Annotated in this window: 23 protein-coding genes; 6 read left to right on the forward strand and 17 right to left on the reverse strand. The window is 72.2% G+C overall.

The annotated features are described in order from the left end of the window. The first annotated feature begins 7 nt into the window (after positions 1 to 7). The 4 genes from ACFXJ5_RS13155 (at position 8) to ACFXJ5_RS13170 (ending at position 5,528) form a co-directional block, all read left to right on the forward strand. On the forward strand, positions 8 to 1,030 hold the full coding sequence (locus ACFXJ5_RS13155; RefSeq protein WP_384630444.1) for a carbohydrate ABC transporter permease: 1,023 nt from the start codon (positions 8 to 10) through the stop codon (positions 1,028 to 1,030). Then, entirely contained in the window at positions 1,023 to 1,892 is an 870-nt protein-coding gene (locus tag ACFXJ5_RS13160; RefSeq protein ID WP_384630445.1) for a carbohydrate ABC transporter permease, read from the forward strand. The genes ACFXJ5_RS13155 and ACFXJ5_RS13160 overlap by 8 nt, the downstream gene beginning before the upstream one ends. 20 nt (positions 1,893 to 1,912) lie before the next feature. Beyond that, positions 1,913 to 3,280 carry a GH1 family beta-glucosidase gene (locus ACFXJ5_RS13165; protein ID WP_384630446.1) on the forward strand — a complete coding sequence of 456 codons (1,368 nt, stop codon included), beginning with the start codon at positions 1,913 to 1,915 and terminating at the stop codon, positions 3,278 to 3,280. A gap of 73 nt (positions 3,281 to 3,353) precedes the next feature. Continuing rightward, the gene (locus ACFXJ5_RS13170) at positions 3,354 to 5,528 is read left to right on the forward strand and encodes a discoidin domain-containing protein (RefSeq protein WP_384630447.1); all 2,175 of its coding nucleotides are present in this window, start codon (positions 3,354 to 3,356) and stop codon (positions 5,526 to 5,528) included. Between the two features lie 149 nt (positions 5,529 to 5,677). Here the strand turns inward: ACFXJ5_RS13170 and ACFXJ5_RS13175 are convergent, their stop codons facing one another. Beyond that, positions 5,678 to 6,319 (reverse strand): hypothetical protein, encoded by a 642-nt coding sequence (locus ACFXJ5_RS13175; RefSeq protein ID WP_384630448.1) that lies wholly within the window; start codon positions 6,317 to 6,319, stop codon positions 5,678 to 5,680. A gap of 193 nt (positions 6,320 to 6,512) precedes the next feature. Here ACFXJ5_RS13175 and ACFXJ5_RS13180 point away from each other — a divergent pair, with 193 nt between their 5' ends. Continuing rightward, positions 6,513 to 6,728: a hypothetical protein gene (locus tag ACFXJ5_RS13180; RefSeq protein WP_384630449.1), complete on the forward strand. Its 216-nt coding sequence runs from the start codon at positions 6,513 to 6,515 to the stop codon at positions 6,726 to 6,728. On the opposite strand, the gene ACFXJ5_RS13185 is transcribed toward ACFXJ5_RS13180, so the two are convergent. The 13 genes from ACFXJ5_RS13185 to ACFXJ5_RS13245 form a co-directional block, all read right to left on the reverse strand. Beyond that, on the reverse strand, positions 6,719 to 7,237 hold the full coding sequence (locus ACFXJ5_RS13185; RefSeq protein WP_384630450.1) for a flavin reductase family protein: 519 nt from the start codon (positions 7,235 to 7,237) through the stop codon (positions 6,719 to 6,721). The two genes, ACFXJ5_RS13180 and ACFXJ5_RS13185, sit on opposite strands and share 10 nt — an antisense overlap. Next, positions 7,234 to 8,004 carry a serine aminopeptidase domain-containing protein gene (locus ACFXJ5_RS13190; protein WP_384630451.1) on the reverse strand — a complete coding sequence of 257 codons (771 nt, stop codon included), beginning with the start codon at positions 8,002 to 8,004 and terminating at the stop codon, positions 7,234 to 7,236. Before ACFXJ5_RS13190 ends, ACFXJ5_RS13185 begins: the two co-directional genes overlap by 4 nt. Then, positions 8,001 to 9,140 (reverse strand): LLM class flavin-dependent oxidoreductase, encoded by a 1,140-nt coding sequence (locus tag ACFXJ5_RS13195; protein WP_384630452.1) that lies wholly within the window; start codon positions 9,138 to 9,140, stop codon positions 8,001 to 8,003. The genes ACFXJ5_RS13190 and ACFXJ5_RS13195 overlap by 4 nt, the downstream gene beginning before the upstream one ends. Before the next feature lie 5 nt (positions 9,141 to 9,145). Next, positions 9,146 to 10,345 (reverse strand): acyl-CoA dehydrogenase family protein, encoded by a 1,200-nt coding sequence (locus ACFXJ5_RS13200; RefSeq protein WP_384630453.1) that lies wholly within the window; start codon positions 10,343 to 10,345, stop codon positions 9,146 to 9,148. After that, positions 10,342 to 12,651 carry a molybdopterin-dependent oxidoreductase gene (locus ACFXJ5_RS13205; protein WP_384630454.1) on the reverse strand — a complete coding sequence of 770 codons (2,310 nt, stop codon included), beginning with the start codon at positions 12,649 to 12,651 and terminating at the stop codon, positions 10,342 to 10,344. Before ACFXJ5_RS13205 ends, ACFXJ5_RS13200 begins: the two co-directional genes overlap by 4 nt. Next, complete coding sequence (locus ACFXJ5_RS13210; protein ID WP_384630455.1) at positions 12,648 to 13,778, reverse strand: LLM class flavin-dependent oxidoreductase; 1,131 nt, start codon at positions 13,776 to 13,778, stop codon at positions 12,648 to 12,650. The genes ACFXJ5_RS13205 and ACFXJ5_RS13210 overlap by 4 nt, the downstream gene beginning before the upstream one ends. Positions 13,779 to 13,817: 39 nt before the next feature. Next, positions 13,818 to 14,807, reverse strand: coding sequence for an ABC transporter ATP-binding protein (locus ACFXJ5_RS13215; RefSeq protein ID WP_384630456.1), 990 nt, complete (start codon positions 14,805 to 14,807; stop codon positions 13,818 to 13,820). Continuing rightward, a complete protein-coding gene (locus ACFXJ5_RS13220; RefSeq protein ID WP_384630457.1) occupies positions 14,804 to 15,832 on the reverse strand; it encodes an ABC transporter ATP-binding protein in 1,029 nt (342 codons plus the stop codon). The genes ACFXJ5_RS13215 and ACFXJ5_RS13220 overlap by 4 nt, the downstream gene beginning before the upstream one ends. After that, entirely contained in the window at positions 15,810 to 16,739 is a 930-nt protein-coding gene (locus ACFXJ5_RS13225; protein WP_384630458.1) for an ABC transporter permease, read from the reverse strand. The genes ACFXJ5_RS13220 and ACFXJ5_RS13225 overlap by 23 nt, the downstream gene beginning before the upstream one ends. Further along, positions 16,736 to 17,809 (reverse strand): ABC transporter permease, encoded by a 1,074-nt coding sequence (locus ACFXJ5_RS13230; protein ID WP_384630459.1) that lies wholly within the window; start codon positions 17,807 to 17,809, stop codon positions 16,736 to 16,738. Before ACFXJ5_RS13230 ends, ACFXJ5_RS13225 begins: the two co-directional genes overlap by 4 nt. Next, positions 17,806 to 19,392: an ABC transporter substrate-binding protein gene (locus ACFXJ5_RS13235; protein ID WP_384630460.1), complete on the reverse strand. Its 1,587-nt coding sequence runs from the start codon at positions 19,390 to 19,392 to the stop codon at positions 17,806 to 17,808. Before ACFXJ5_RS13235 ends, ACFXJ5_RS13230 begins: the two co-directional genes overlap by 4 nt. Before the next feature lie 360 nt (positions 19,393 to 19,752). Further along, positions 19,753 to 20,724: a DsbA family protein gene (locus ACFXJ5_RS13240; RefSeq protein WP_384630461.1), complete on the reverse strand. Its 972-nt coding sequence runs from the start codon at positions 20,722 to 20,724 to the stop codon at positions 19,753 to 19,755. Then, positions 20,721 to 21,194: an RrF2 family transcriptional regulator gene (locus ACFXJ5_RS13245; RefSeq protein WP_384630462.1), complete on the reverse strand. Its 474-nt coding sequence runs from the start codon at positions 21,192 to 21,194 to the stop codon at positions 20,721 to 20,723. Before ACFXJ5_RS13245 ends, ACFXJ5_RS13240 begins: the two co-directional genes overlap by 4 nt. Positions 21,195 to 21,346: 152 nt before the next feature. On the opposite strand from ACFXJ5_RS13245, the gene ACFXJ5_RS13250 reads away from it, so the two are divergent. Further along, positions 21,347 to 21,856 carry a cupin domain-containing protein gene (locus ACFXJ5_RS13250; protein ID WP_384630463.1) on the forward strand — a complete coding sequence of 170 codons (510 nt, stop codon included), beginning with the start codon at positions 21,347 to 21,349 and terminating at the stop codon, positions 21,854 to 21,856. Positions 21,857 to 21,863: 7 nt separating this feature from the next. Here the strand turns inward: ACFXJ5_RS13250 and ACFXJ5_RS13255 are convergent, their stop codons facing one another. Genes ACFXJ5_RS13255 through ACFXJ5_RS13265 form a run of 3 tightly spaced genes read right to left on the reverse strand, consistent with a single transcriptional unit; the run spans position 21,864 to position 24,504 of the window. Beyond that, positions 21,864 to 22,946, reverse strand: coding sequence for a phosphotransferase enzyme family protein (locus ACFXJ5_RS13255; RefSeq protein ID WP_384630464.1), 1,083 nt, complete (start codon positions 22,944 to 22,946; stop codon positions 21,864 to 21,866). Further along, entirely contained in the window at positions 22,943 to 23,683 is a 741-nt protein-coding gene (locus ACFXJ5_RS13260) for an ABC transporter ATP-binding protein (protein WP_384630465.1), read from the reverse strand. The genes ACFXJ5_RS13255 and ACFXJ5_RS13260 overlap by 4 nt, the downstream gene beginning before the upstream one ends. Beyond that, positions 23,680 to 24,504: an ABC transporter permease gene (locus tag ACFXJ5_RS13265; protein WP_384630466.1), complete on the reverse strand. Its 825-nt coding sequence runs from the start codon at positions 24,502 to 24,504 to the stop codon at positions 23,680 to 23,682. The genes ACFXJ5_RS13260 and ACFXJ5_RS13265 overlap by 4 nt, the downstream gene beginning before the upstream one ends. Positions 24,505 to 24,508: the final 4 nt, after the last annotated feature.

The raw sequence follows: 24,508 nt of genomic DNA on the forward strand, positions 1-24,508 counted from the left end.
CCGGAGCATGACACCCCCCACCACGGCTGCCGCCGACGAATCCCAAGCAGCCCCGGCCGGCTCCGGCCCGCCCCGTCCGGCCGATGGCCGGCGGGGCGGGCCGGCCCGCCGCCCGCGCCGGGCAGGCCGCCTCCGCAACCTGAGCCTGCCCTACATGCTGCTGCTCCCGGCGATCCTGCTGGAGCTCCTGATCCACCTGGTGCCGATGATCCTCGGCATCGTCATGAGCTTCCGCGGGATCACCCAGTTCTTCATCCGCAACTGGACCCAGGCGCCCTGGGCCGGCCTGCACAACTTCCGCATCGCCCTGGACTTCAACGCCCCCATCGGCAAGGCGCTGCTCCACTCCTTCTGGGTGACCTGCGCGTTCACCGCCCTGTCGGTCGGCATGTGCTGGCTGCTGGGAGCGTTCGTGTCGCTCATGATGCAGGACTCCTTCCGCGGCCGGGGCGTGCTGCGGACGCTGTTCCTGGTCCCGTACGCGCTGCCGGTCTACGCGGCGGTGATCACCTGGGCGTTCATGTTCCAGCGGGACAACGGCCTGATCAACCACGTACTGCACGACCAGCTCCACCTCACCTCCGACCATCCGTTCTGGCTGATCGGGGACAACAGCTTCTACGCGCTGCTCATCGTGTCCGTGTGGAAGGGCTGGCCCTTCGCCTTCCTGATCATCACGGCCGGTCTGCAGAACATCCCACGGGAGCTGTACGAGGCGGCCGCGATCGACGGCGCGGGCATGTGGCAGCAGATCCGCAAGATCACCATGCCCTCGCTGCGGCCGGTCAACCAGGTGCTGGTCCTCGTGCTGTTCCTGTGGACCTTCAACGACTTCAACACGCCGTTCGTGCTGTTCGGCAACTCCGCGCCGGAAGCCGCCGACGTGATCTCCATCCACATCTACCAGGCGTCCTTCGTCACCTGGAACTTCGGCTCCGGCTCGGCGATGTCCGTCCTGCTGCTGCTGTTCCTGCTCCTGGTGACGGCCGTCTATCTGCTCGCCACCTCCCGAAGGAGGCAGGATGTCTAGGACCGCCGCCCCGGTCAGTCCGATGGCCCCGCCCCGGTCCTTCCTCTGGACCCGCAGGGTCGGGCTGTCACTGATCTCGCTGTTCGTCCTGGTGCCGGTCTACGTCATGCTCAGCAGCTCGCTGAAGCCGCTGCAGGACGTCTCCGGGGCCTTTCGCTGGGTGCCGAGCGGGCTGACCCTGCGCCCGTACTTCGACATCTGGCAGACCGTGCCGCTCGCCCGGTACTTCGGGAACTCCCTGATCGTGTCGGGCGCCGCGACGGTCTGCTCGGTGATCGTCGCGATCTTCGCGGCGTACTCGGTCAGCCGGTACCGCTTCCGCGGCAAGCGGCTCTTCACGGTGACCGTGCTGTCCACGCAGATGTTCCCCGGCATCCTCTTCCTGCTGCCGCTCTTCCTGATCTTCGTCAACATCGGCAACACGACGGGCATCGCGCTGTACGGATCGCGCGGTGGCCTGATCCTCACTTATCTGACCTTCTCCCTGCCCTTCTCCATCTGGATGCTCATCGGGTACTTCGACTCGATCCCCCGGGATCTGGACGAGGCCGCCCTGGTGGACGGCTGCGGCCCGCTGCGCGCCCTGTTCCGGGTGGTCGTTCCGGCGGCCACGCCGGGCATCGTCGCGGTCGCCGTCTACGCCTTCATGACCGCGTGGGGCGAGGTGCTCTTCGCCTCCGTGATGACCAACGACACCACCCGCACGCTCGCTGTCGGCCTGCGGGGTTACGCCACACAGAACGACGTGTACTGGAACCAGGTCATGGCCGCGTCACTGGTGGTGAGTGTGCCCGTCGTCGCCGGATTCCTGCTGTTGCAGCGCTACCTCGTGGCCGGCCTCACCGCCGGAGCCGTCAAGTGATCACACCGGAAAGGACTCCCGTGACAGAGCCCCAGAACGAGCTCGACCGTCTTCCCGCCGACTTCCTCTGGGGCGCGGCCACCGCGTCGTACCAGATCGAGGGGGCAGTGGCTGAGGACGGCCGTTCACCGTCCATCTGGGACACCTTCTCCCACACCCCGGGCATGGTCGACGGCGGCGACACCGGTGACGTCGCCTGCGACCACTACCACCGCTGGCGCGAGGACATCGGGCTCATGGAGCGGCTCGGCGTGGACGCCTACCGGTTCTCCGTGGCCTGGCCCCGGGTGGTGCCGGGCGTCGACGGCAAGGTCAATGTGGCCGGCCTGGACTTCTACGACCGGCTCACCGACGGCCTGCTGGCCGCCGGCATCACCCCCTTCCCCACCCTCTACCACTGGGACCTTCCGCAGGTGCTCCAGGACCGCGGCGGCTGGCCCGAGCGGGAGACGGCCGAGCGCTTCGCCGCGTACGCGGGGGCCGTGGCGGAGCGGCTCGGGGACCGGGTCCAGAACTGGTGCACCCTCAACGAGCCGCTGTGCTCGGCGTGGATCGGCCATCTGGAGGGCCGGATGGCGCCGGGGCTCACCGATATCACCGCTGCCGTACACGCCTCATACCACTTGCACCTGGGCCACGGCCTGGCCGTCCAGGCGATCCGGGCGGCCGTTCCGGACGCCCAGGTCGGCATTGTCAACAACCTCAGCCCCTGCGAACCGGCCACCGACAGCCCCGAGGACCACGCCGCCGCCGTCCGCGCCGACGGCCACAGCAACCGCTGGTGGCTCGACCCGATCCACGGCCGCGGCTACCCGCAGGACATGCTGGACCTGTACGGAGTCGACCTGCCCGAGCAGCCCGGCGACCTGGCGACAATTGCCGCCCCGCTGGACTGGCTGGGGGTCAACTACTACTTCCGCATGGTCGTCTCCGCCGACCCGACCGGGCCGCTGCCCAACGCCCGCCAGGTGGACCCGGCCGGCGCCCGTCACACCGGGATGGACTGGGAGGTCCACCCGGACGGCCTCGAGACGCTGCTGATGCGGCTGACCGAGGAGTACGGCGCACAGCGGCTCTTCGTCACCGAGAACGGCTCCGCCTACCCGGATGTCGTTCGCGCCGACGGGACCATCGACGACCCCGAGCGGACCCGCTTCCTGGAGGAGCACCTGGCCTCCTGCGCACGGGCGGTCCGCAAGGGCGCCCCGCTGGCGGGCTACTTCGCCTGGTCGCTGCTGGACAACTTCGAGTGGGCGTACGGCTACGACAAGCGTTTCGGCCTGGTCCACGTCGACTACGAAACCCAGCGCCGCACGATCAAGGGCAGCGGACACCGCTACGGCGATCTCATCTCGGCCCACCGCGCCCGGGCACGCCGCGCGGCGTAGGAGCACCCACAAACCCACACACCCACCCACCCAACCGCACAGCACCTCCACCCCCCGCACACAGGAGAAGCTGATGAGACCCATATCCGGCACCACTCCCCCACCCTTCAGAGCGACGGTCCTATGGGCCGCCCTGCTGGCCCTCCTCGTGGTGCTCGTCGCGCCGCTGGGGGCCACCAGGGCGGCCGCCGCCACCTGCGGCACGGCCAACGCGGCGCAGGGCAAGACCGCCACCGCCTCCTCGGCCGAGAACAGCAGTTTCGTGGCCGCCAACGCGGTGGACGGCAACACCGGCACCCGCTGGTCCAGCGCCTTCAGCGACCCGCAGTGGCTCCAGGTGGATCTGGGCAGTTCGCAGACGATCTGCCAGGTGGTGCTCAACTGGGAGGCCGCATACGGAAGTTCGTACCAGATCCAGGTCTCGGCCGACGCCTCGACCTGGACCACGGTCTACTCGACGACCACCGGGCCCGGCGGCAACGAGACGCTCTCGGTGAACGGCACGGGCCGTTACATCCGCCTGTACGGCACGGCCCGGCACACCGGATACGGCTACTCGCTGTGGGAGTTCGGCGTGCACACCCTCAGCGACGGCACGGTCATCCCGGGCGGCGGTGACCTCGGCCCCAACGTGATCGTCTTCGACCCGTCCATGACCGACATCCAGTCCAGGCTGGACTCGGTGTTCTCACAGCAGGAGACGGCCCAGTTCGGCACCGGCCGCTACCAGTTCCTGTTCAAGCCGGGTACCTACAACAACATCAACGCCCAACTCGGCTTCTACACCTCGATCTCGGGCCTGGGGCTCTCGCCCAACGACACGACCTTCAACGGGGACGTGACGGTGGACGCCGGCTGGTTCAACGGCAACGCGACGCAGAACTTCTGGCGGTCGGCGGAGAACCTCACGCTCAACCCGGTCAGCGGCACCGACCGGTGGGCCGTCGCCCAGGCCGCGCCCTTCCGCCGGATGCACGTCAAGGGCGGCCTGAACCTGGCGCCGACCGGCTACGGCTGGGCCAGCGGTGGCTACATCGCCGACAGCCAGATCGACGGCACGGTGAGCCCGTACTCGCAGCAGCAGTGGTACACCCGTGACAGCTCGATCGGCGGCAACGCCAACGGCGTCTGGAACAACGTGTTCTCCGGCGTCCAGGGCGCTCCCGCGCAGAGCTTCCCGAACCCGCCGTACACCACGCTCGACACCACCCCGGTCTCGCGGGAGAAGCCGTTCCTGTACCTGGACGGCAGCGACTACAAGGTCTTCGTACCGGCCAAGCGCACCAACGCCCGCGGCACCTCGTGGGCCAGCGGTACGACGGCGGGCAGCTCACTTCCGCTCAGCCAGTTCTACGTGGTCAAGCCCGGAGCCACCGCGGCGACCATCAACGCCGCGCTCGCCCAGGGCCTCAACCTGCTGTTCACCCCGGGCATCTACCACGTCGACCAGACGATCAACGTCACCCGTGCCGACACGGTCGTCCTCGGGCTGGGCCTGGCGACGATCGTCCCGGACAACGGCGTGACGGCGATGAAGGTCGCCGACGTCGACGGCGTCAAGCTGGCCGGCTTCCTCATCGACGCCGGTGCGGTCAACTCGCCGGTGCTCCTGCAGGTCGGCCCGGCCGGCTCGTCGGCCAGCCACTCGGCCGACCCGACCACGGTCCAGGACGTGTTCGCCCGGATCGGCGGCGCCGGCGCCGGCAGCGCCACCACCGCCGTGGAGATCAACAGCAACGACACGATCATCGACCACACCTGGCTCTGGCGGGCCGACCACGGCACCGGCGTGGGCTGGAACACCAACCCGTCCGACTACGGCCTGGTCGTCAAGGGCAACAACGTGCTGGCCACCGGACTCTTCGTCGAGCACTTCAAGAAGTACGACGTCGAGTGGAGCGGCGAGAACGGCAAGACGATCTTCTTCCAGAACGAGATCGCCTACGACGCGCCCAACCAGGCGGCCATCCAGAACGGCAGCACCAAGGGATACGCCGCCTACAAGGTCGACGACACGGTGAACACCCACGAGGCGTGGGGCGTGGGCAGTTACTGCTACTTCAACGTCGATCCGACCATCGTCATGGACCACGGCTTCGAGGTCCCGGTCAAGTCCGGGATCAAGATGCACGACGTACTGGTGGTCTCCCTGGGCGGCCAGGGCCAGTACAACCACGTGATCAACGACACCGGCACGGCCACCTCGGGCACCTCGACCGTTCCGTCGACGGTCACCTCGTACCCGTGAGGTCGGGTGTGAGGCAGTGAGCAACTCCTAGCGGCAGCCGGCGTCCCTCGCGGGGCGCCGGCTCTGCTTCTGCGGGTGGACGGTCACCGAGAGCAGGTGCTCCGGTCCGCCGCCGGCAGGAAGTTGATGCGGACCTTCCCAGCCCGGGATCAGGGCCCGACGCTCTGGTCCCGTTCGTACGCGCGCAGGGTGACGGAGGCGCCCGGCCACGGCTGTCCGTACGGCCGGAGCCGGCGCCAGTCGTAGGGCGGATGACCGAGCTTGGGGCGCAGTCGGTCGTAGCCGTTGCTGACGACCCAGACCCCGACGCAGGCGACGATCAGGACGCGGCCCGCGACATCGGCGGGCGAGGACCCCGGCGCCATCAGGCCGCCGACTCCGGCCGTCCACAACCAGTAGCCCAGCAGCGGATAGACGACCAGCTGATGCCAGATCTTGGTGGGGGCGATGGCCTGCTCACGCGTGAAGAATCCGGCCCGCAGCTCCCCACGCCACTGCACCAGGCCGAACCCGAACCACCCGATGAGCGAGGCCAGCCCGAACCATGGACCCGCTGCCCCGGTCGGCGCCGTCCCGTGCATCCGCTGGACCCCGAGAGCGACCGCCGCGGCCAGCAACGGATCGCCCAGCACGACCGCGACGAACCCGCTGCGCGCCCCCATCAGGCGCCGCTCGAGCACCAGCGCCAACAGCCACAGTGCCCCCGGAGTGACGGCCAGCGACGCCGCGGCCGCGACCCAGGGACCGTGCTCCAGCGGCACCCCGAGCCAGGGGATATAGAACCCTCTCACATCAGTTACGAACTCCGGCGGGCCGGTCCTGATTCCCCCCGACACGGGGTCGGCTTACCCATTTCTTAACCAAGTCCCGCGCTGACCACCCTGGTTGGGTGTGCAGATGCACGTGCAGATGCACGTGCATCCCGCTAGGCTACGGCCACCACCGCGACCCATCGCGTACCACGTGCCCTTACGGAGGCGCTCCATGAGCTGGGTAGATCACGCCCTGACGCTGCCACTCGGCCTGTCACTCGCCCTCAATATCGCCTTCATCGCGGGCTTGATCGCTTCCGTCATCGGCCCGGGCGCCCTTCACGGCCTGCCGACCCGCTCGGTCGTGGCCCAGTCGGTCCTCGTCGGAGCGAGCGCCGCGAGCGCCTTCCTGGCGCTCTGGTTCGCGGCGGTGTCGGCCTACCGTTGAGTGGCGGAGGTCGTGAGAGCCCCGTCGTGGTGGACGAGGGGCAGGCCGGTGGCGGGTCCGCCGCCGGTCTCGACCTCGCCGACGACGTGGAGGTGGTCACCGATCTCCTGGCGGAGGACGACACGGGCGCTGAGCCAGGCCGGTACGCCGTCCAGGAGGGGCAGGCCCTCGTCGGACGGGCCCCACGGGATCCCGGCGAAGCGGTCGGTGCCGCTGCGGGCGAAGGACTCGGCGAGCGGGGCGTGTTGGGCGCCGAGGATGTGGACGGCGAAGCGTTCCGCGGCCCGGACGGCCGGAGCGGTGGAGGCCGTCAGGCCGAGGTAGAAGGCGACGAGGGCGGGCTGCAGGGAGACCGACGTGAACGAGGTCGCCGTGAAGCCGGCCGGACCGGGGACGGTGATGACGGTGACCCCGGAGGCGTGACGGCGCAGGGTGCGGCGGAGGATCTCGGCGGGGGCGGACGGCTCGTCGGGCAGAGCCTCGCGGCGACGGTCGCTGGTGATGGTCATGCGTGCGGCTCCCTCTCCAGAGTGAGAATCGGGGTCAACTCGGGCCCGGTACGCAGCCGTTCGAGCCACTGGACGACCGTGGCGGCGGCGCTGCGGTGCGAGGCGTCGTTGAGGGTGTCGTGGACTCCCCCGTGGATGACCGCAAGGGTGGCCCCGGGCAGCCGTGCCGCGAGATCGCGGGCGCCGGCGGCCGGAGCGACCGGGTCCGCGTCACCGTGCAGGAGCAGTACGGGCAGGCCGGGTACGGCGGTTGTGGCAGCGGCCAGCAGAGATCCGGGGACCGGGGCGAAGAGATCGCCGCGTACGAAGTCGGGATCGGCGGTGAGCCGTCCGCGGTGGACGGGGCAGGCGGTGCGGGCGGCGAGTTCGGCGTCCCAGGCCCCGGCCGCCTCGCCGTCCCGGGGGACGACGCCCGTGCCGGGAAGGGCGGTGCCCGCCAGGATGACGCCGTGGACCGGGAGTTCGGGGTCCGGGTCCGCCGCGACGGCCAGGGCCTGGAGCGCACCCGTGTCGGCGCCGACGAGCACGACGGGACCCACGGGGTCCGGCCCGGCGGCCTGCCGCAGGGCGCGCCGGAGGGCGGCGGGGTCGGTGTCGGGTGCCGTGTCGAGGGCGTGGACGGCGTAGGCGTCGGCGGCGAGGCGGCGGCCGAAGCGTTCGTACACGCCGCCGTGTTCGCCGCGGCCGGGCAGGACCAGGAGGGTACCGCGGACGGTGGCGGTGGCCGGCGGGGGCCAGTGGTGGCCGGCGGTGAGCAGGTCGGTCATCGGGCGCTTCCCGTGGTGGCGAGGGAGGTGGCGAGGGGTGCGGTGGCGGCGCGGTGGGTGAGTTCCTGGCGGACCAGGGGGATGAGGTGGCGCCCGTAGTCGATGGCGTCGTCCAGCGGGTCGTAACCGCGGATGAGGATGGTCGTGACGCCGATGTCGACGTAGTCCAGCAGGGCCTGGGCGACGGTCTCCGGTGTGCCGACGAGCGCGGTGGAGTTGCCGGCCGCGCCGGAGGCCGCTGCGGGGGCGGTCCACAGGGCGCGGTCGTGCCGGTCGGCCCTCGCGGCGGCGGCCAGCAGTCGCTGTGAGCCCACGTTCTGCGGGCCGTCGGCACCGGTGAACCGCTTGACCTGGCCGAAGAAGGACGTGCCGGTCCCGTTGGTGATGGTGTCGAGGATGCGGTGCGCGCGCTCCCAGGCCAGTTCCTCGGTGGCGCCGAGGATGGGGCGGAACGAGACGCTGATACCGGGCAGGTCGGTGCGGCCGGCGGCCTGCGCGGCGGCTCGTACGGAGGCGATCTGCTCGGCGGTCTCGGCCAGCGGTTCGCCCCAGAGCGCGAAGGTGTCGGCATGCCGGCCGCCGACCCGGTACGCCGCCTCGGAGGAGCCACCGAAGAAAAGCGGGATGCCGGACTCGCGAAGCGGCCGCACATCGCTGCGGTAGTCCTGGAAGCGGTAGTGCGGGCCCTCGTGGCTGAAGGGCTCGGTGGCGGTCCAGGCTCGGCGCAGGATGCCGAGGTATTCGTCGGTACGGGCGTAGCGCTCGTCCTTGCCGAGGTAGTCGCCGTCGCGGCGCTGCTCGGTGTCATGGCCACCGGTGATGGTGTGGACGGCGACGCGGCCGCCGGAGAAGTGGTCGAGGGTCGCGAAGCCGCGGGCTGCCAGGGTGGGGGCTGTGAAGCCCGGGCGGTGCGCGATCAGCAGGCCGAGGCGCTCGGTGCGGGCGGCGACGTGGGCGGCGACCTGGGTGCCGTCGGGGGTGCCGGAGCTGTAGCCGATGAGGATGCGGTCAAAACCGGCGTCCTCGTGGGCGCGGGCGAAGCGGACGGTGTAGTCGGGGTCGATGACCGGCCCCGAGGCGGGGCGGGTCTCGGAGACGTCCTGGGTGCCGATCATTCCGATGAACTCGACGGACATGGTGATCAGTTGCCTTTCGTTGCAGGGCTGCGGGGCGCCGCGGGGTGGCGATCGAGGACGGCACGGCCGGTGGCGGCCAGTACGGAGTCGTCCTGCGGGGTGTGGACGCGGCTGCACAGCACGTCGCGGTAGTGGCGGTTGAGGGGGTTGTCGAGGGTGAGGCCGTGGTTGCCGACGAGGGCGACGGCCTGCTCGACGGCGTTGATCGCGGCCCGGGTGGCGAGAAGTTTCGCCACGCCCGCCCGCTCGGCGGCTTCGACGTCCTGGGCGTCGACCCCGGCGGCGAGCGCGTCGACGAGGGTGTCGGCGCCGATGAGGGCGGCCTCGATCTCCCCGACGGCGCTCTGGAAGCGCGGCAGGGTGGCGAGCGGTGCGCCCAGCGCGGTGGGGGTGCGTTCGTGGAGGAAGCCGGTCAGCCAGTCGCGGGCGGCCCCGGCGACGCCGAGGTAGAGCGCGGCCAGGCCCAGCGAGCCCCAGGCGCCGATGACCGCGTCGGGGCGGGCGGGAGCGGGCCCGGGTTCGGCCAGTCCGATGGTCTCGTCCAGGGCCACCGGGACGCCGTCGAGGATCACGTCGTCGCTGCGGCTGGCGCGCAGGCCGAGGTGGTTCCAGGTCGGCTCGATGCTCAGCCCCGGGCTGCCGGCCCGTACGACGAAGCTGCCGACCCGGACCGGGTCCTCGTCCGTGCGGGCGTGGACCAGCAGGCGGCTGAGTCCGACGGCCCCGGTGGAGTAGATCTTGCGGCCGGTCAGCCGCCACCGGTCGCCGTCCCGGCGGGCGGTGGTCGCGGGCAGGCCGCCGCGGACCGGGCTTCCCAACTCCGGTTCGACACGCAGGGCGTTGACCAGGGCCGGCCCGACGGCGGCTTCGGCCAGCAGACCGGCGTACGACGCGGCGGGCCACGCCGGGGTGCGGGCCTCGGCGGCATGGACGAACAGCGTCATGGCGGTGACCAGGGCGACCGCCGGGTCTCCCGCGCCCAGGGCGCGCAGGATGCGGACGGTGTCGGTGAGTCCGGCGCCCGGGCCGCCGTGCCGGGTGGCCACGGTGGCGGTGAGCAGACCGGCCGCGTGGACGTGGTCGAAGCCCTCGGTGGGGAAGGTGGCGTCGCGGTCGTGCTCGGCGGCGCGTTCCGCGAGGGCGGCGGTGACGGCGGGGAGCCGGTCGGGTGCGAGCGGCGGGAGGCCGATGGCGGTGCTGGTCATGACGCCTCCTGGCGGGTGTGCAACAGCACCGGGGGCCGGCGGACCGTCACCGGAGGCGGCTCGCCCTCGTACCGTTCGATCTCCACGAGCGCGTGCTGGCCGACGCAGCCCTGGGACAGCCGGGAGCTGGGGATGTCGGCGGTGAGCACATTGGGGTTGCCGTGCGCGCACAGCGGCGGCTTGTGTCCTGGCACCGGGTCGAACCAGGCGCCGGTGGGCAGTCGTACGACGCCGGGGCTGACCCGGTCGGTGAGGACCGCGCCGGCCAGGCAGGCGCCGCGGTCGTTGAAGACCCGGATGAGGTCGCCGTCGGCGATGCGGCGCCGGGCCGCGTCGTCCGGGTGGAGCTGGAGTGCCTCGCGGTCGGCGACCTTGGCGGCCAGGCTCACGGCGCCGGTGTCGAGCTGGCTGTGCAGCCGGGTGGCGGGCTGGTTGGCGATGAGCAGCAGCGGAAGGCGGGCGGCCGCCGGGCTGCCGGGCCACTCGTCGGGTTCGAGCCAGGTGGGGTGGCCGGGGCAGTCCGGCAGTCCGAAGCCCGCGATGCGTTCGCTGGTCAGCTCGATGCGGCCGCTGGGGGTGGCGAGCGGTGCGGCGTCCGGGTCGGCCCGGAAAGCGGCGAACTGCACGCGTTGGGCGGGCTCTTCGGGCAGCTGCCACTCCCCCGCGGCCCAGAAGTCCGCGAAGGCCGGTGCGCCGTCGATGCCGGCGGCCCACGTGTCGTACAGGTGCTCCAGCCACTCCTTCGGCGTACGGCCCTCGGTGAAGCGCTCACCGAAGCCGAGCCGTTCGGCGAGCGCCGCGAACACGGCGTGGTCGTCGCGGGCCTCGCCCTGCGGCTCGACGGAGCGGTGCATGGCGATGAGGTGGGTGTCGCGCCGGCCGCCGCCGAAGTCCTCGCGCTCCAGGGCGGTGGTGGCGGGGAAGACGATGTCGGCGTGCCGGGCGGTGGCCGTCCAGTGCGTTTCGTGGACGATGACGGTGTCGGGGCGGCCGAAGGCGCGGGCGAGGCGGCCGAGGTCCTGGTGGTGATGGAAGGGGTTGCCGCCCGCCCAGTGCACGAGGCGGATGTCGGGGTAGCGACGGGCGGCGCCGTCGTAGTCGTACGCCCCGCCGGGGTGCAGCAGCAGGTCGGCGATCCGGGCGCAGGGGATGAAGTCCCTTACCGGATTGGGCCCTTGGGGCAGATACGGGAGCCGCATGTGCGGGCCGGTGTCGCCGGTGTCGCCCATCGAGCCGTAGCCGTGGCCGAAGCCGCCGCCGGGCAGGCCGATCTGGCCGAGCAGCGCGGCCAGCGCGAGGCCTGCCCACACGGGCTGTTCGCCGTACTGGGCGCGCTGCAGGGACCAGGTGACGGTGACCAGGGTGCGGGCGGACGCCATGTGGCGGGCCAGCGAACGGATGCGGCCGGCCGGGATGCCGCAGATCCCGGCAGCCCAGTCGGCGTCCTTGGCGGTGCCGTCGGACTTGCCGAGGACGTACGCGACGAAGGTGTCGGCTCCGGTGGTGTACCGGTCGAGGAAGGCCCGGTCGTGCAGATCCTCGTCGACGAGGGTGTGGGCGAGGCCGAGCATGAGGGCGGTGTCGGTGGCGGGGCGTACGGGGTACCAGTCGGTGTCGGGGCCGTCGGGCAGGTCGTCGCGCAGCGGGCTGATCAGGGCGACACGGGTGCCCCGGGCGGCGAGTGCGGCCAGGTGGCCGGGGGTGGTGTGCCGGGTGACGCCGCCGGGAGTGACGTGGACGTTCTTGGCGGGGATGCCGCCGAAGGCGACGATCAGCTCGGTGTTGGCGGTGATGGTGGGCCAGGAGGAGGCGCCGCGCAGCACGTCCTCGGCCGCGCCCAGGACGTACGGCAGCAGCACGGAGGAGGTGCCGTTGCTGTACGAGTTGCGGGAGCCGGTGAAGCCGCCGAACTGGCCGAGGAAGCGGTGCAGTTGGCTCTGGGCGTGGTGGAAGCGGCCCGCGCTGGCCCAGCCGTAGGAGCCGCCGAAGATCGCCTGGTTGCCGTGCTCGCGGCGGACCCGGTCCAGCTCGGCGGCGGCCAGGTCGAGCGCCTCGTCCCACTCCACCTCGACGAACGGCTCGTCGGCGCGCCGCTCCCGGGGACCGGGGCCGCTCTCCAGCCAGCCGCGCCGCACGGCGGGCCGGCGGATCCGTGTGGCGTGCCGCAGCGCACCGGGCACACCGGCCAGCAGGGGTGACGGCGAGGGGTCGGCGGGGTGCGGCACGGGTTCGATACCGCCGTCGGGCAGGTGGCGTACGCCGAAGGCTCCCCAGTGCGAGGTGGTGGGAACAGGGGTCGCGGTCACGCGGGGACCGCCACGTCGGACGCCTGTTCGCGGACCAGCCGGACCAGGGTGCCGTAGTCGCGGGCGTCGGCCAGCGGCGCGAAGCCTCGGATGAGCAGGGTGGACACGCCCAGCTTCACGTAGTCCAGCAGGGATTCGGCGACCTGCTCGTAACTGCCCACCAGCGCGGTGGAGTTGCCGGCCGCGCCGGTGGTGGCGGCGATGGCGGTCCACAGCCGCTTGTCGTGGACCTCGCCCTGGGCGGCGTACTCCAGCAGCCGCTGGGAGCCGCGCTGCTGCGCGTGGTCGAGGTTGAAGAGCTTCTTCGCCTCGCCCGTGCGTTCCTTGGTGAGCCGCAGGATCTCCCGAGCCCGCTCCCACGCCTCGGCCTCGGTGGCGGCCGGGATGGGGCGCAGGCTCACGCTGAAGCGCGGGTCGCGGCCGTACGGGGCGGCGGCCTCGCGGACCTGGCGGATGCGCTCGGCGATCCCGGCCAGCGGCTCGCCCCAGAAGGCGTACACGTCGGCGTGCTTGCCGCCGACCCGTACCGCGTCGTCGGAGGCGCCGCCGAAGTAGACGGGGATCGGGTCGGCGGGGCGCACGGCGGACCAGCCGCCGCGGACCTGGTAGAACTCGCCGTCGTGGTCGAAAGGAGTGGCGGCGGTCCACTCCTTGCGCACGACGTCGAGGAAGTCGTCGGTGCGGCGGTAGCGGGTGGCCTTGTCGGTGAGGTCGCCGTCGCGGGCCTGGTCGGCGTCGTCCCCGCCGGTGATGACATGCAGGGCGACCCGGCCGGGGTGGAAGGCGTCGAGGGTGGCGAACTTGCGTGCGGCCAGGGTGGGGGCGACGAACCCGGGGCGGTGGGCGAGCAGCACGCCGAGCCGTTCGGTGTGGGTGAGGATCTGGTCGGCGACGGTGAAGCCGTCGGGGCTGGCCGAGGAGTGCGCGACCAGGATCCGGTCGAAGCCCGCCTCCTCGTGGGCGCGGGCGAGAGCCCGCAGGTAGACGGGCTGGACGACGGGGCCGTGCGCGGCGGCGGCCTCGGTCTGCGCGGAGACGCCGTCCCGGGCACCGCCGTTGACGGGGGTGGCGGCGCCGCTCTCGCTGGTCTCCTGGGTGGCGGCGATGCCGATGAATTCGATGGTCATGGGGTGCTCCCGGGTGGCGAAGGGACGGGGGTCGGAGGGTCAGGCGAGCAGGTTCCGCCAGGTCGCCGCGTGGTGGCAGGCGACCGTACGGTCCGCCCCCGGGGCCGGGGCCGGTTCCGCGTGCGGCTGCTCGCGGCATTCCGGCCCGGCGAAGCGGCAGCGGGGGGCGAAGACGCAGCCCTCACCGTCCGGCCAGGGCTCGCGGTCGGCCGGGGCCCGCAACTGGGCGGGCAGCAACCGGTGTTCGCGGCGGACGCTGGGCGCGGAGGCGGTGAGCAGCGCGGTGTACGGATGGTGGGGGTGGGCCAGTACGTCGCCGATGGGGCCCTGCTCGACCAGGCGGCCCCGGTAGAGGACGGCGACCCGGTCGGCGATGCCGGCGAGCGAGCTGAGGTCGTGGGAGATGACGACGACGGCGAGGTCCAGTTCGCGGCGCAGCCGGTCCAGCAGGGCGAGTACGAGATTGCGGTTGGAGGCGTCCAGGGCGCTGACCGGTTCGTCGCTGAGCAGCAGGCGCGGCCGGGTCACGATGGCGCGGGCCAGTGAGACCCGCTGGCGCTGCCCGCCGGAGATCTGGCCGGGGGTGCGCGGGCCGAGGGCGTGGGGGTCCAGGCCCACCCGGGTGAGGGCCTCGTTGACCCGGTCGTCACGCTCGGCGCGGGTCAGTGCCCCGATGGCTGCCAGGGGTTCGGCGACGATCCGGCGGACCGTCAGTTCGGGGTCCAGGGAGCGGAGCGGGTCCTGGAAGGTGAGCTGGACCTGCCCCGTACGGCGGAAGGCCCGCAGCGCGCCGCCGCCCAGGGCCGCGAGGTTCTGGCCGTCGAAGCCGATCCTTCCGGCGTCGGGCCGGACCAGGCCGACGGTGGCGCGGGCGAGGGTGGTCTTGCCGGAGCCGGTCTCGCCGATGACGCCGAGGATCTCGCCGGAGCGAGCGGTGAGCGAGACCCCGTCGAGGACGCGATTGCGGCCGTGGTGGTCGTAGGAGACGGTGAGCCCGCTGATGTCGAGCAGGGGAGACGTGGCGGTCATACCGGGGCTCCTTCCTTGACGTCGTTGACGCGTGCGTCGGCGGCGCGCAGGCAGCGGGACTGGTGGCGGTCGCCGACCGGATGCAGGGGCACCGGCGCCGTGGTGCATTCGGCCGTGGCGTAGGCGCAGCGGTCCGCGAAGCGGCAGCCGGGGAGGTCGGCGCCGGCCTCGGGTGGGCGGCCGGGGATGACGTCGAGCTCGCGGCGTCCCCACTCGCCGATGGACGCCACCCGCAGCAGCGCCTCGGTATAGGGGTGGGCGGGTGCGGCGAGGACGTCGGCGGTGGGGCCGTTCTCGACGATCTCGCCGGCGTACATCACCAGGATCCGGTCGCAGACCTCGGCGACGACGGCCAGGTCGTGGGTGACCAGGAGCAGTGCGAGGCCGTGCTCGGCGCGCAGCCGTTGCAGGAGTTCGAGGATCTCGGCCTGGATGACGACGTCGAGAGCGGTGGTGGCCTCGTCGGCGATGAGGAGTTCGGGTTCGCAGGAGATGGCGACGGCGATGAGGACGCGTTGCAGCATGCCGCCGGACAGCTCGTGCGGGTACTGGTGGTAGACCTCGGCGGGCCGGTGCAGCCCGACGTCGGTGAACAGCTCGACCGCCCGGGCGTGGGCCCCCCGCCGGGACAGGCCTTGCTTGACGCGGAGCTGCTCGGCGAGCTGACGGCCCACGGTGAGCGAGGGGTTGAGGTACGAGGCCGGGTCCTGGAAGACCGCGCCGAGCCTGCTGCCGCGTACGGTGTCCCACTGCCTGCGGGTCAGGGCGGTGAGTTCGACGGGGGCCTCGCCGCCGAGGACCGCCCGGCCTGAGGTGGTCTCGCAGCCGGTCGGCAGCACCCCGAGGACCGACCGGCAGGTGAGGCTCTTGCCGCTGCCGGACTCCCCCACCAGGCCGACCGATTCGCCCCGGGCGAGGGTGAAGGACACGTCGTGGACGGCGCGACGGCCGCCGGCGGTGATGCCGAGGCCTTCGACGGTCAGGGCCGCGGACGCGGTCTGCTCAGGCGACGGGGACGCGGGCATCGGCCTGCTCCTCCTCGGGGACGGTGGCGGCGGATGCCGGGAGCGCGGAGTGACCGGGGGTGGCGGCGGTGTCCGCCGTGACGGGGAGCAGGCCGGCGCCGCCGCTGTCACGGATCGCGTCGGCGAGGAGGTTGAGGGCGCCCACCGTGATCATGATCACGGCGCCCGGGAAGAGCGGGGCCCACGGCTGCTGGGCCAGGTAGCCCAGATCGCTGGCGAGCATCCCGCCCCAGGTCGGCGCCGGCGGCTGGACGCCGAGGCCGAGGAAGGTCAGCGAGGCGACGACCAACAGCGCCTGACCGATCGCCTGGGCGGTGGTGACGGCGACCGTCGGCAGGATCTTCCCCCAGATGTGCGTACGCAGGATCCACCACCGCGAGGCGCCCATCAGCTCGGCGGCCTCCACGTACTGAGCCTGCTTCAGGCCCAGCACGGCGGCCCTGGTGACCCGGAAGAACAGCGGGGAGAACAGCACGCCGAGGGCCAGCATCGCCTGGTGCATACCGTTGCCGAGGGCGCCGACGACGGCGATGGCGAAGACCGTGAACGGCAGCGTCATCAGGGCGTCGACCACGCGCAGCGCGGTCCACTCCACCCCGCGGCCGAGCCAGACCGAGGCGAGTCCGGGCACGACGCCCAGGACCATGGCGGCGCCGACGGCCTCCAGCGCCCCGGCGACCGAGAGCCCGGTGCCGCCGAGCAGCCGGCTGAGCACATCGCGTCCGAGGTAGTCGGTGCCCAGCAGGTGGGCCCCGCTGGGTCCGTGCAGCAGGTCGGCGGTGTTCTGGGCGAGCGGGTCGTACGGGGCCAGCGCCCCGCCCGCCACCGCCGCCACGGCGATCAGGGCCAGGACGGCGAGCGCGAGGCGGGCCGTACGCAGCCGCCAGGCCCGGCGCAGTGTGTTCACGACGGGCTCCCTTCCGGCGGACGGTTGCGGTGCCCGCGGCGCGCGGCGGGGTTGAGGGCCGTCAGGGCGGCGTTGACCGCGAGGTTGGCGACGAGTACGACGGTGACGGTGACCAGCAGGGTGCCCTGCACGACCGGGATGTCGTGCTGCTCGGCGGCCTGCAGCGACAGCTGGGCGATGCCGGGCAGGTTGAAGATGCGCTCGGTGACGACGGCCCCGCCGAGGATCACCGGCACGCTCATCCCCAGGACGGTGAGGGCGGGCCCTGCCGCGTTGCGCAGGACGTGCCCGAACAGCACCCGGCGGGCGGAGAAGCCGCGCATGACCGCGCCGGTGACGTAGTTCTCGCGCAGCTCGCCCACCAGCGAGGTGCGCAACTGCCGGGCGATGGAGGCAGCCGCGTCCAGGCTGAGGGCGAAGGCGGGCAGGATCGCGTACCGCAGCCACTCGCCCGGGCCGGTGCTGAAGGAGACGTAACCTCCGGAGGGCAGCGCGCCGAGCTGGACCGAGAAGATCACGATCAGCCCGATCGCGAGCACGAAGGGCGGCAACGTGCCCAGCACCGAGCAGACCACGGTGACGGTGCGGTCGATCCGGCCGCCGCCACTGAGCGCGGCGGCGATCCCGGCCCCGCCGCCGAGGAGGACGGCGAGCAGCAGGGCCAGCCCGGCGATGGACAGGTCCACCGGCAGGGCCTGGGTGATGCTGTCGGAGACCGGGACGGTGGTGAACCAGGAGCGGCCCAGGTCGCCGGTGAGGGCGTGGCCGAGCCAGCTCACGTACTGCAGGGCCAGTGGCCGGTCGAGGCCGAACTGGTGCTCCATGCGGGCGATGTCGGCCGGTGTCGCGGTGTCGCCGAGGACGGCGGCGGCCGGGTTGGCGCCGGACAGTGCGCCGAGCCCGAAGGTGAGGAGCGAGGAGAGCAGGAAGACCGTCGCGGTGACGGCCAGCACCCGGCCCAGCGGGCGCGGGGCGGTCGCGGCGCGCCGGCCGAGGGAGGCCCAGCCGGTCCGGCCGGGTGCGGCGCGCCGCCCGGCCGGGGCGGGGAGTGTTCCGCCGGGTGCGCTCATGACGCGGTCACCCCCTCGAAGCGCTGCACGACGGTGTAGCCGGGGATTTCGGAGACCTTGTCGTTGCGGGCCAGGATGCGGGGCACGGTGTAGAGGAAGACGTTGGGCTGGTTCTTCACCGCGATCGCGGTGGCCGCCTGGAGCGCCTTGGGGTATTCGGCGGAGTCCAGCGGGGTGCTGCGGACCGTGGCCAGTGCCTTGTCCAGCTCGGGGGCGGTGGTCCGGCCCGGGTTCATCAGGCCCTCCTTGCCGAAGAGCACCTGGAAGGCCTGTACGGCCGAGTCGCGTCCGGCGAACTGGTCGGTGAACAGGGCCCTGCTGTGCTGGATGTAGATGATCTGGGTCGCCTGGGCGAGGGGGATGGTCTCGATCTTCGCCGTGATGCCGACCTTCTTCAGCTGCGCCTGGAGCAGTTCCGGGATGCCCTCGGCCTGGGAGGTGGTGATGGTCAGTTCGAGACCGTCCGCGTGTCCGGCCTTGGCCAGCAGTTCCTTGGCCTTGGCCGGGTTGTAGGCGTACAGGCCGTCCAGCTCGTCGTTGTGGGCGACGTAGCCCTTCGGGAAGGGCTGGTAGGCGACCTCGCCGTAGCCGACGGCGGCTGTCTTGAGCAGTTCCTCGCGGTCCACGGCGTACTTCAGCGCGAGGGCGACGTCGGGGTCGGTGAAGGGCCCCTTCTTGATGTTGACGTCCAGGACGGCCACCACCAGCGAGGGGATGACCTGCACCGTCAGACCCGCTGCCTTGGCGGCCTTGACCTGGCTGCCTGGTATCTGGGCGACGTTGTACTGGCCGGACTGCAGGGCCGCGACGACGGTGGAGGCCTCGGGGGTCGGGTAGACCTCGAAGTTCTGCACCGTGATCTGGTCGGCGTCCCAGTAGCGGGGGTTGCGGAGCAGGACGGCCTTGGAGTTCTGCACGTACGACGTGAGGGTGAAGGGGCCGGCGCCGGCCGGCTTGGTGGCGATGGAGGCGGCGTCGGCGGCGAAGACCTTGGGGTTGACGATCATGCCGGTCTTGCCCGCGAGGAGCGCCGGGATCTGGAAGTCCGGCTGGGCCAGCTCGATGGTGACCGTGAGCGCGTCGGGCGCGGTGATCCGCTTGACGTTGACGAGCTGGGCGGCGACCAGGGACTTGGCGTCGTCGCGGCCGCGCTCCAGGCTCTTCTTGACCGCGGTGGCGTCGAGCGCTGTGCCGTCGCTGAAGGTCAGGCCCTTGCGCAGGGTGAAGGTGACGGAGGATCCCTTGGCGTCGTACTTCCAGGACGTGGCGAGGGCGGCCACCGGGTCGCCCTTCTCGTCGAGCTTGGTGAGCGCCGCGTAGGCCAGCGACAGGACGTGTACGTCCCACCCGGCCGACGAGGTGATCGGGTCCCAGGAAGTCGGCAGCGCCCAGCCCCACTTGAGGGTGCCGTTCACCCCGCCGGCCGTGGCCGGTGAGGTGTCGGCGCCGCAGGCGGTGAGCGCGAGGGCCGCGCCGGCGCCGAGGGAGAGGCCGAGGAAGGACCGTCTGCCCAGCCCCGCCGGGAGCGTGGCGTTGGGCCGGTCGGCGTCGGCGACGGAGGAAGGGGTCCGGAAGATCTGCATGGGTGTGCGTCACCTTTCTCGGCCTCATGGCACGCCGTCGAGGGCACGCGCGCATGGCCGTACGGCGTCCGGTCGGGGTGGCGACGGGCGCGCGAAGATCAGGGGGTGAGGAGAGGGGAGGGATCCGCGCGACGGTGGGGACGCGGCGCAGGGCCGGGCGGGGCCGGCGGTCTACGGGATCAGGCTGGGCAGCTGGGCGCGGCAGCGCTCGAAGAGCGGTGCGGGCGGCGCGGGGCAGCGTGCCGGGGAGTGGTCAGCGACAGAGGGCGCTGGAGGTACGCCGGTAGTCCACGTAGCGGCACACCACGCCGGGGTGCGTCGAGTTCATGCCGACATCCTGACGGCGTGGCCGAAGCGGTGTCAATGGATACCTCGAGGTGTCTCATTGACCGAGACCTCGTTCACCTCACGTTTTGCACGCGCCGGTTGCGAAAGCGACAGGGCGGGGTGCACCCGCGCCTCGTCCGGATGCAGCCACAGCGGCCCCGTGCCGGTGTCGACGCGCACGGCCTGCCGCGGCGGGTCCGGCTCCCCTGTGAGCAGGGTCAACTCCGGCCCGGTCAGCGACCGGTGGCAGTCCAGCGCCTCGTCGGCGCAGGGCGGCGCGGCGAACTTCCGCAGGCCGGGGGCGACTTCGCCGACGGCGTCCCGGTACTCCTCGTACGGCCGCCAGCCCGGGACGATGGCCGTGCCGGCCGGCCCCTTGAACAGCAGGGTCGGCAGGGCGTACCGGTGACGTCCGTTGACCGGCTTGGCCCGTCCGCCGTGCGGTCCGGGGGCGTCGAGCCGGAGAACGTACGGGTCGGGGCGACGGGTCTCCCGCCAGTCACGACGGACGGCCCGGCCCGTGGCCTCGGACCGCAGGTCGCGCAGCAGACGGTCGGTGTCCAGCCCCGGGATGCCGGTGACGGCGGTCATGACGCCGTCGACGGTGTCGGCCGGGGTGCCGAGGACGAACGTGGCCTCGCGCAGCCTGCGCAGCACGCGTTCGGCGATCGGGGCGGACTGCGCCTCGGCCGCCTTCGCGGCGAGCGAGGCGGGCCAGCTGGTCCGGGCCACCCACTGCAGGCGCGGGGTGTGAGGTGCTCCGGTGTGGGCGGCGATGCCCGCGATGAAGTCGCGGTACCAGCGGGTCTCCGCGTCGGGGTCGGGGGCGGGGTCGTCGTCCTCGTCGAAGAGGATGCCGAAGACCCGGCGCCAGGCGACCTGGGCACCCAGGGTGTGCCGCAGCGCCCGGAAGGTGGGTTCCGAGCCCCAGGCCCAAGGGCAGGCCGGGTCGGTGAACTCCACGATCTCCAGCACCGGCGGCCCGCCGTCGGGTTCCACGCTCACGCGGACACCACCGGATCGGCGGCCCGGCGGCCGGCCACGCCGTCCCGGGTCAGGGGCAGCGCGTCCAGGCCGCCGCCGCACAGCAGTTGGGCCAGGGTGATGCGGCCCAGCAGGGCATCGGCCGCCGCCTCCACCGCCCGCCACACATCCGGCAGCGTTCCGGCCGCGCCCGGGTAGTCCAGGGCGTCCAGCCGCTCCCCCCGCAGGGTCATGAAGTCGCCGTCCACGGCGACCATGATCTCGGCCAGGGTTATCCGTTCAGCGTCACGCCCGAGCCAGTAACCCCCCTCGCAGCCGCGCTGGCTGCGCACCAGGCCGGCCTGCCGCAGCTGCCGGAAGACCGACTTCAGGAAACGGAACGGGATTTCCTGGGCCGAGGCGATGCCCTCACAGGTGAGCGGCTGTTCCGCGTGGGCGGCCAGCTCCACCAGCGCCCGCACCGCATAGTCCGCCTTCGCCGAGATATGCATGTACTCCATCTTCCTGGCCGGAGACCGGTGATCCCGGGCACCGGTGGCGCCAGGGCCTGTCGTGTGGATCACGACAGGCCCCTGGGCCGATCGGGCACCGAGCAATGGACACATCTTGACATCCTTTCGGCTTCCTCTCTACGGTCAGCGCCATGACCTCGCACGTCGGCGGCTTCCACCCGCACCTCCCGGACGACGCCGGTGACGGCAAGGACTCGCTGCCCCTGCGGGCGCGGCTCCACCACATCCGCGCCGACGCGCTGGACGGGGACACCGCCCAGAGCGGCGGCATGCGCCGGTTCGCGGCCATCAGCGGCCGCACTGTCGGCTCCGAACGGATCTGGATGGGCCAGACGCACGTCGCCCCGGCGACCGCCTCCTCCGACCACCACCACGGCGCTTCCGAGACCGCCATCCATGTGATCGGCGGCCACCCCGAGTTCGTCTTCCTCGACGACTCGAGCGGCAGCCCCCAGGAGGTCCGGCTGCGCACCTCCCCCGGCGACTACATCTTCGTCCCGCCCTACGTCCCGCACCGCGAGGAGAACCCGAGCCAGGACGAGGAAGCCGTCGTGGTGATCGCCCGCAGCACCCAGGAGGCCATCGTGGTCAACCTCCCGCAGCTGTACGTCCTCGATCCCGAAAAGGGCGGCGACGGGTGAACCCGCCCTACCTCAGGCGCTCCAGCAGCCGCTTCCCGTCCGGCGTGGTGAACCACTCGGCGTGCCCGAGGTAGTAGTCGTACGCGAGGCCCGAGCTTTCGGCGGAGCCGATGACGCCGTGGAAGTAGTCCAGCTCCGACAGCGCGAACTCGGCGTGCACCAGGGGCAGGAGCTCCGGCAGGGCGGCGGTCTCGGCCGCGGTGAGCGGGCGGACCGAGGTGTAGCCGTTCAGGAGCGCGTCCAGATGCTCGCGTTGGACGCGCACGGAGCCGCCGGGCAGGTCCAGCCACTGCACGATGTTCCGCTCGATGGCGGTGGCCAGGTCGTGGACGGCGGTGGTGCGGTCGCTGAGGCCGAAGTCGAGGACCGTGGAGACCTCCGTGTCGGGGCCCTGGGTGTCCCACAGCAGGTTGGAGGCGTGCCAGTCGTTGTGGGTCCACAGCGGTTCGAGGTCGTCGAGCAGCAGTGCCAGCCGGCGGTGCAGGGGCAGGTGCACCCGCTCGGTGTCGGCCCGCCACGGCCTGCCGTCCAGGGCGGCGGCCAGGGCCGGGCGCTGCGATACGTACCCTTCCAGCGCCGCCATCGGCTCGGCCGAGGCGAAGACCGTGAACGAGGCGACCAGCGGCTGTACTCGGCGGCGCGGTGCCCGGTAGCCCTCCGCCGCCAGATGCAGCCGGGCCAGGGCGGCTCCCGCGGCAGCCGCGTGGCCGGCGGAGGCGAAGGGCGACCAGGACAGCGCGTCCTGGTAGAGGTCGGTACCGGTACCGGCGGAGTGGACCTCGTACACCCAGTCGCCGAGCCGGACCACCGACAGCACGTCAACCACCGGAGCGCCGCGTTCGCGCAGGTGCCGCAGGAAGGCATGCTCCTCGGCCAGGCCCTCCACCGTACGCACCGACACATGGTGCCGCTTGACGAAGAGCAGCCGTTCCCGTTCCACCAGGGCGGCGGCCGACAGTGGCCGCGGGCTGCGCCACAGCACCCGTACCGGGCCGCCGCCGAGCACGTCGGCGACTTCCGCGTCGGTCAGCGGCGGCCAGTCCGGGGCGACCGGCTCGGTGCCCAGGCCGTGGGCGAGCAGCCCGCTCACCGGAGCGCCCGGTTCTGGAGGGCGTCCAGTACCCGCCGTTCGACAGCCGCGAACTCCGGCTCGGTGAGGGCGTCCACGCCGCGCGGCCTGGGCAGCGGCACCTCGATGCGTTCGACCACGGAGGCGGGCCGGGGCGACAGCACATGCACGGTGTCGGCGAGCAGCACCGCCTCGCGGATGTCGTGCGTGACCAGGACCACGGTCCACCGGTAGCGCTGCCACATGTCCGCCAGCCACAGCTGCATCTCGGTGCGGGTCAGCGAGTCCAGTGCGCCGAAGGGCTCGTCCAGCAGCAGCACCGGCCGCTCCAGGACGACGGTGCGCAGCAGGGCCGCGCGCTGCCTCATGCCGCCGGACAGCTGAAAGGGGTAGGAGGACTGGAAGCCGTCCAGGCCGAACGCCGGGAACAACTCGTTGGCCCGGCGCCGTGCTTCCCTGCGCCGTACGCCCTGTGCCTCCAGCCCGAGTGCGGTGTTGTCGAGCACGGTCCGCCACGGGAAGAGCAGATCCTTCTGCGGCATGTACGCGACCTGCCCGTCGGTCCGCACCTGACCCGAGGTCGGTGTCTCGAGCCCGGAGACGATGTCGAACAGGGTGCTCTTGCCGCTCCCGCTCGGTCCGATCACAGCCGCGAACTCGCCCGGCCGCACCGCCAGTTCGAGATCCCGCAGCACCTCGAGCGCGCCGAAGGACTTGCCGACCCCGCGCAGGTCCAGGGCGAGTGCGTCCTCGCTCATGAACGGGCCTCCTTGTCCTTACGCAGGGGTGCGGGGAGTCGCTCCCCGGAAGAACGCAGCATCTGACGCTCCCATGGCAGGACCAGCCGCTGCAGCAGAAACGTCGCCCCGAACAGTGCCACGCTCAGCAGCGCCGTCACCGCGACCGCCGCGAAGACCAGGTCCGTACGGAAGGCGCTCTTCTGCGCCTGCATGTAGATCCCCAGTCCCTTCTCGGCCCCGGCGTACTCGGCGAAGACGGCACCCACCACCGCGTACGTGATGCTCACCCGCAGCCCGGCGAAGAAGTACGGCATCGCGCTCGGCACCCGCACCAGCCGGAAGGCGCGCGCCCGGCCCGCACCCAGCGAACGCAGCAGGCGCATGGCCTCGCGGTCGGTGGAGGCGAAGCCGGCGGCGAGGTTGGCGGCCAGCGGGAAGAAGGTCGTCAGGGTCACCACCAGCAACTTCGGCAGCAGGCCGAAGCCGAACCAGATGATCAGCAGCGGCGCCACCGCCACGATCGGGATGGTCTGCGAGGCGACGAGCAGCGGATACAGGCCCCGCCGCGCCGCCGCCGAGAAGTCCAGGAGCACCGCCACGATCCAGGCCGCCGCGAAGGACACGGCGAAGCCCAGCAGTGTCTCCTGCAGCGTGGGCAGGGTGTTGTCCCACAGATCGGTCCGGTTGGCCCAGCCCTGTCCGACGACGCGGGCGGGGCTGGGCAGGGTGGTCGGATCGACCCCGGCGGCCGTGGTGTACAGCTGCCAGCCGCCGATGACGACGGCGAGGACCACGACCGGTGGCCAGACGGCCGTCAGGACGCGTCGCGTTGTCGGCATCACG

It is taken from the genome of Streptomyces sp. NPDC059373 (assembly GCF_042751495.1).
GTDB lineage: Bacteria > Actinomycetota > Actinomycetes > Streptomycetales > Streptomycetaceae > Actinacidiphila.